This is a genomic window from Schwartzia sp. (in: firmicutes) (assembly GCF_978017985.1).
In genome coordinates this window covers 1-6,241 of record NZ_CDXDFU010000154.1, presented here as the reverse complement: position 1 = coordinate 6,241, position 6,241 = coordinate 1, and the positions used below count along the sequence as shown (strand labels likewise).

Genomic DNA, 6,241 nt, shown 5'->3' with positions numbered 1-6,241 from the left:
CTTGACAGGCTCAATCCAGACCGGCGGCAGCGTTACATTCTGGTCAGCTGCATCGACGCGCTCATCATTGCCCGCATTCGGATTTTCCATGTGCTCGCGATCATCTTTATCCTGTTCATTATTACCCTCATGCTCTTCCGTGTCAATCTTATCGTTTTCGGGAGTCGGGGGCTGTTCAAACATTTCCTGCGGCGGAGGCGGTTCCTTTTTGTTCTGCGGCTCCGGTGCCTGCGTCTCCTGCTGAGTCTGCTGAAAAGGCTCCTCAGCCTGCGGCGGTTCAGGGCGCATACGGTGCGGCAGAACAAACTCCGCCGCCCTCTCCAAATCCTTCGGCAGAATGTACGTACGTCCTGCGAGAGCCGCAACGGCACGAGCCGCTTCGATCAGATAAATATCCGCGCGGTGTCCTGCCACGTTCGCCTTCATTGTGTAGACCGCGGCAAGGCGAATCATCGCGTCTGATGCCTCTACGTCGGGCAGAAGCACGCGGGCATCCGCAATCTGCTTCTTCAGCTTTTCTGTTTCCGCCTGCCACTCTTTTCGGAAGGCTTCACCGTTTTTCTCATATGAAAGAACGCGCTGCATGATTTCCATACGCGCTTCTTCATCCGACATTTCATCAATGGAGACGAACATGCCGAAACGGTCAAGAGCGGAAGCGCCAAGAGTTCCGCTCTCCGGTGTCATAACTGCAAGCACCGTGTATTTCGTATCGCACTGCTCTGAAAGGCCGTCGCGCTCCAGGCGGTAGCCTCCGGCTTCACGAACCCCGAGGATAGAGGACAGTATGTCCTCACGCAGAAGATTCGCATCATCGACATAAATGATACCGCTGTCTGCTTCATCAAGCAAGCCCGGCTGAAGCTTTCGCTTGCCCAGACGGACAGCCGCCTCGGCATCAATTGAGCCGAAAAGGCGGTCCTCCGAGACGCTAACGGGAACCGCAACCCACGGCATATCTACGAGCTCGCGCGCAGCGCGTCCGAGCGTCGATTTTCCGATTCCTTTTTCTCCGCTCACCAAAAGTCCGCCCGCATTGGGATTTACAAGCGCCATCATTACAGCGCTTTTGGCTTTTTCCAGGCGACAGAGAGCGGCAAAAGGATAGCCAAGCCGTCTCATGCGTCAATCACCTTGTCAACATTTTCCCAATCCAGCTTCTGCTCCTCGAACGGACGGCGGCGCATACGATGAGGCAGCGCAAGTCGCGCAGCCGTTCGCAGGTCTTCCTTCGTAACCTCCGTATGTCCGTCTACAGCCGCGATAGTCTCAGCTGTTTTGATAAGCGTGATATCAGCGCGGTGCCCCTCTACGCCCAGCGTAATGGAAATCTCTGCTGCCATACGCAAAATTTCATTTGTTACTGTAACCTGCGGGAGAAGCTTAATCGCACGTTCAATGCGGTGAACTTCCTTCTCCTGCTCCTCAGCCCATTTTGCATTGAATGCTTCCGGATCGTCCTCATATTCCAGACGGCGTTTGATGACCTCTGCACGCTTGTCGAGATCCTTTTCACCCGTGATGTAAACAGACAGAGCAAAACGGTCAAGAAGCTGCGGACGGATATCGCCCTCCTCAGGGTTCATCGTTCCTACGAGAGAGAAACGGGCCGGATGGGAGTAGGAAATACCCTCACGCTCGACCGTATTGATTCCCATAGCTGCGGAGTCAAGAAGAACGTCAACTACATGGTCGTCAAGAAGATTGATTTCGTCAACGTAGAGAATGTTGCGGTTTGCCTCTGCAAGGATACCCGGCTCAAAGGAGCGTTTACCCTCGCGGATAGCAGCCTCAATGTCCAGAGTACCGACAACGCGGTCCTCTGTTGCGCTGACAGGAAGCTCCGTAACGCGCATCGGAAGAAGCTCAATCTCAGGCTCAGCTGAATCATATTTCTCATGGCACTCATCGCACCAGTTCGTCTTGTCATTCGGGTCGTCATGGAAACGGCAGCCAACGATGCACTGACGCGGCGGCAGAAGCTCAGCAAGAGCGCGGACCGTCGTTGATTTTGCCGTACCCTTCTCGCCCTGAATCAAAACACCGCCCAGACGCGGATTTACAACGTTCAGGATAAGAGCTTTTTTCATATCCTCCTGTCCGATAATAGCCGTAAACGGGAATGTGCTCTTTCTTTTCATACTATAAAACTCTCCTTCTTAATCCTCATCGTCGTCTTCCTCAAGCTCACCCTCAACAGAGAGATACAGCTCGCGAAGCTGTTCCTTCGTTTCGTCCTTGGCATCCCACATGCCGCGCTGCTCCGCCTCAAGAAGCGTTTCAGCGATATTTTGAAGTGCCCACGGGTTGACTTTTTTCATCCATTTCTGCACTTTTTCATCAAACGCGTATTTCTTCGCATAGTCCTCGTACATCCAGTCTTCCATGACATTGCTCGTCGCATCCCACTGGAAGCTGATGTTCAGGCGGTTCGCCATGTCCATGGCGCCCTTGTAGCCGTGCTGCATAAGACCTTCAATGTATTTCGGATTCAGCGATTCGGAGCGTACAACACGCTTCATTTCCTCTGCCACCGTGCGGATTTTCGGGTTGCCGCGGTTCGCGCTGTCACCGACGTAGGAAACCGGCGCCTTCCCTCCGAAGCTCTTGATTGCCGCGACCATACCGCCCTGGAAACCGTTGTAATCGTCGGAGCTCAGGATATTCATATCATGATTTTCCTGATTCTGAACCGTGAGCTCAGTCGTTGAAAGGCGCTTTTTGAAGAGCTCCGGCTGGAACTCTCCTCGTCTGCCGCCGCCGAATACATGGCCGCCCCAGCGTACGTAAACATCTGCCATATCATTCTCGTTCTCCCAGTTCTTCGAATCGAGCAGGAGATTGATGCCTGTACCGTAGGTTCCCGGAGCATCGCCGAATACACGGTATGCCGCGCTGCGCCATGCATCGTCCGCAGATGTTCCCGAAGCCTTCAGCGCCTCGCTGTCCTCGCGGATATGCTTTCTTACAAAGTTGTCTTCGTCGCTCTCATCAAGCTCCGCCACCATGAGCACAGCCTGATCCATAAGCTCCGCAATCTGCGGCAGCGTATCGCGGAAAAGGCCGCTGATGCGCGCCGTCACGTCTATACGTGGACGTTTGAGCTCATTTTTCGGGATAATCTCAAGCCCCGTCACACGAAGGCTTCCTCTCTGCCATACAGGGCGCACCCCGAGAAGATAGAAGAACTCCGCGATATCCTGACCGCTGCTTCGCATATTCGGACCGGACCACAGCACCATGCCGATATTCTCCGGATAATGTCCCTGCTCCGTGATGTAACGCTCAATCATCTTATCCGCAAGCTTTTTGCCCGTAAGCCAGCCAGCCTCGGAAGGAAGCGCACGGGGGTCTGCCGCGTAGAAGTTTTTGCCCGACGGCAGAAGGTCTACACCACCCGCACTTGGCGCACCGGACTGTCCTGCCGGAACATAGCCGCCGGAAAGAGCATCCATCGTATGCTGCATTTCGTCCGTGGCACGCATAAGGCGCGGAACGATTTCCGTTACAATGAAGTCCGCAAGAGCGCGGAGCTTCTCCTGCCACTCGGACGGGCCTTCCGCTATCATCGGCAGACGCATAACAGCCTCTACAGCAGATTCCGTGAAATCCTCCTCTGCTAGAGCCGCAACAAAAGCGTGGCTCTCCGAGCGGATAATATTCATAACCTCGCCCGCCGTCTTATTCAGCGATTCAATCAATACAGTCGGGTCTTTTTCAAGAGCCTCCTGCGTCGTATCGAATTTCTCCGCCCAAAGGTCCATGAGCGCGGGAATCCTGCCGTTGGAAAGACGCAGAAGGTGCTCCACCTCGCTTACGAGAATTTCCCCTGCAGGAGGCTGTCCCAAAACATGCAGGCCCACATGAATCTCGCTGTCCTGCAGGTCCTCTATATAAGAATGAAGCTCACGGAGATAATCCTCAAATTTCATTCCGTCTTCGTACGGAATAGACTCGTCCATCTCCGCTTTTTTCGCAAGCTCACGAATCCTTTCCTCAAGCGCCTCTGCCTGACCGTCCTTCTGACTGTTGAAATGCGCATACTCATCAATGAGCTTTTCAAGCTCTGCAATCTCATCAAAAGCGCCGGCATCAGCCGTAGGAGCCGGGAGATATCCGATAAGGCAGGCGCCGGAACGGCGTTTAGCGATAATTCCCTCGCCAGCGATTGTCATGAGATACGGATATATATTTGGCAGCTCTCCTATGGCGATATCCGGATAGCTTGCCTCATCAAGGCCTACCGCTTTACCCGGCAGCCACTCTACGTTGCCGTGAGTACCGAAATGGATAACAGCATCTGCCTTGAACACATTTCTGAGCCAATAATAAAATGCCAGATACTGATGTGTCGGTGAAATCGACGGATCATGATACACACGCTGCGGGTCCATGCCATACTGACGCGCCGGCTGCACAGTAAGGAACACGTTTCCGTCCATAGTACCGGGCACAAGAATATTTCCTTTCTCAGACAGCATAATGCTGCCCGGAGCCTCGCCCCACTGCTCTGTCATGCGGGACTTAGCTTCCTCAGGAAGCGTATTGAAATACTCAATATATTCCCCGGCAGGCAGTTTTTCACATTCCTCAGCCTGTCTGTCCGTCATAAGGCTCAGATCGTTCGTAGCATGTGATGTCATGAGTTTGATAAACGCTTCTGCGCTTTCGGGTACAAAATCCAGAAGATATCCTTCTTCCTTCATGCGCTCAAGCAGAAGCCGCGCGCTCTCCATTGTATCAAGGCCAGACGCGCTTCCGATATTGTAATTCTTCGGAGGATAGTTATGGAAGATAAGAGCGATCTTCTTATCCTCGTTCTTCATGCGGTGGAGAAGCGCCCACTTGCCCGCCTTCTTTATCATTGCCCTTACACGCTCAGGCATCGGACGATAATTTATTGCTCCGTCCGGCATGACATATTTGCATGAAATAGGTACGCCGTGGATAACACCGTCAAGCTCAGGCAGAGCAGCGCCGATAGATGTCTCGACGGCGTTCATGCCCTCACTGTTCGCGCGCCAGTCTTCCTCCTGCGTCAAAAGCGTATAGGCAGCAAGCCACACCACACCCAGCTTTTTGAAATCCTCTGCCGTCAGGCTGCCGTTGCCAGTCTGAGAAAACTTCATTGTCGTCATGACTGCGTCAACTACAGATTTTCCGTCCTTTGTGAAATATTTTGTTATAACCTCGCGCATGGATGGCATACCGGACGCCGGGTCCGGCACCTGGTTAGTAAAGACAGGAATTGCGTTATATCCTTGGGCCTCTGCCTCAGAAACAAGCGCGTCAATATAATCAAGATCCTCCCAGATCCATTCATCACGATAGAAAAGAATACCCAGCGTCGGGAGGCCGTCCTTACAATACCCCGTACGGTACGCATCAAGATCGGTCATGCAGAGTCCGTCCATGCCCTTGTGGTAGATACCCGCCCAGCATTTCTGCTTCGGCTCAGGCACATCAACTACCGAAGAATCGTAAAGCGATGACGCATAAAGCCAAAAATGATTGAAGTTCGTGCGGCCCGCATAGAACGTATAGCTCTTAAGACGGCGTGCAGGAGCCTCGTCTATTCCCCATGAAAGATTCTCCTTAACGGAATCCATCAAAAACGGAATGTTATGCGACTTCATGTATTCCATGCAGGAGTCCCAAAAAGCAGACTTCGTTACATTATTAAAGAAGCGGGCCACAACAAGACTTGCTCCCGACAGCTTGCGTTCCCAACCAAAGTTCCACTCGCTGGATTTTTCCATCATTACCGGCATGCAAAGGTCAGATATCTTTCCTTCCTCCTGCAGCCAAAGACAGGAGTCCTTCATTGCCGCATACCTGCGTCCGTCATTTGTCAGATAAATGATTTTTATATCCATACAAAATCCTTTCCCCATAAACTTATTCCCAAGCCCGTTTAATACCGATACAGGTACAGCTATAAGCGAAAACTATAAAAGCCTTTCCATTCATTTGGAAAGGCTTAAAAAATCATTTTCATTTGTTACGATACAATGGTGTTTCAAGGTAAAACTCTTTTCTTCTGTAAACAAATATATAAATTATATATATGGAAGCTCTTTAATTTAAATCGTATCACTCATAATAATCATTGTCAATTTGATTTGTGGCTTTTTGCCTAAATTTTTCTGAAACACATACAAAAGGTTCATTCTTCCGTTGCGAAAAATCCGATGATTGTATGTATCGCAAAGTACATTGACTTAGGATTAGTCAGTATATG

The 6,241-nt window shown here is 51.5% G+C and carries 3 protein-coding genes; all 3 read right to left on the bottom strand.

Annotation, left to right across the window (positions count from 1 at the left end; all coding sequences use genetic code 11):
* The coding region (locus ACY69O_RS07005) for an AAA family ATPase (RefSeq protein WP_462332754.1) at nt 1–1,122 on the bottom strand (1,122 nt) is incomplete at its 3' end.
* Nucleotides 1,119–2,141: an ATP-binding protein gene (locus tag ACY69O_RS07000; protein WP_462332753.1), complete on the bottom strand. Its 1,023-nt coding sequence runs from the start codon at nt 2,139–2,141 to the stop codon at nt 1,119–1,121. The genes ACY69O_RS07000 and ACY69O_RS07005, both read right to left, overlap by 4 nt.
* Before the next feature lie 18 nt (nt 2,142–2,159).
* A complete protein-coding gene (gene cobN, locus ACY69O_RS06995) occupies nt 2,160–5,876 on the bottom strand; it encodes a cobaltochelatase subunit CobN (RefSeq protein WP_462332752.1) in 3,717 nt (1,238 codons plus the stop codon).
* Between the last annotated feature and the right edge of the window lie 365 nt (nt 5,877–6,241).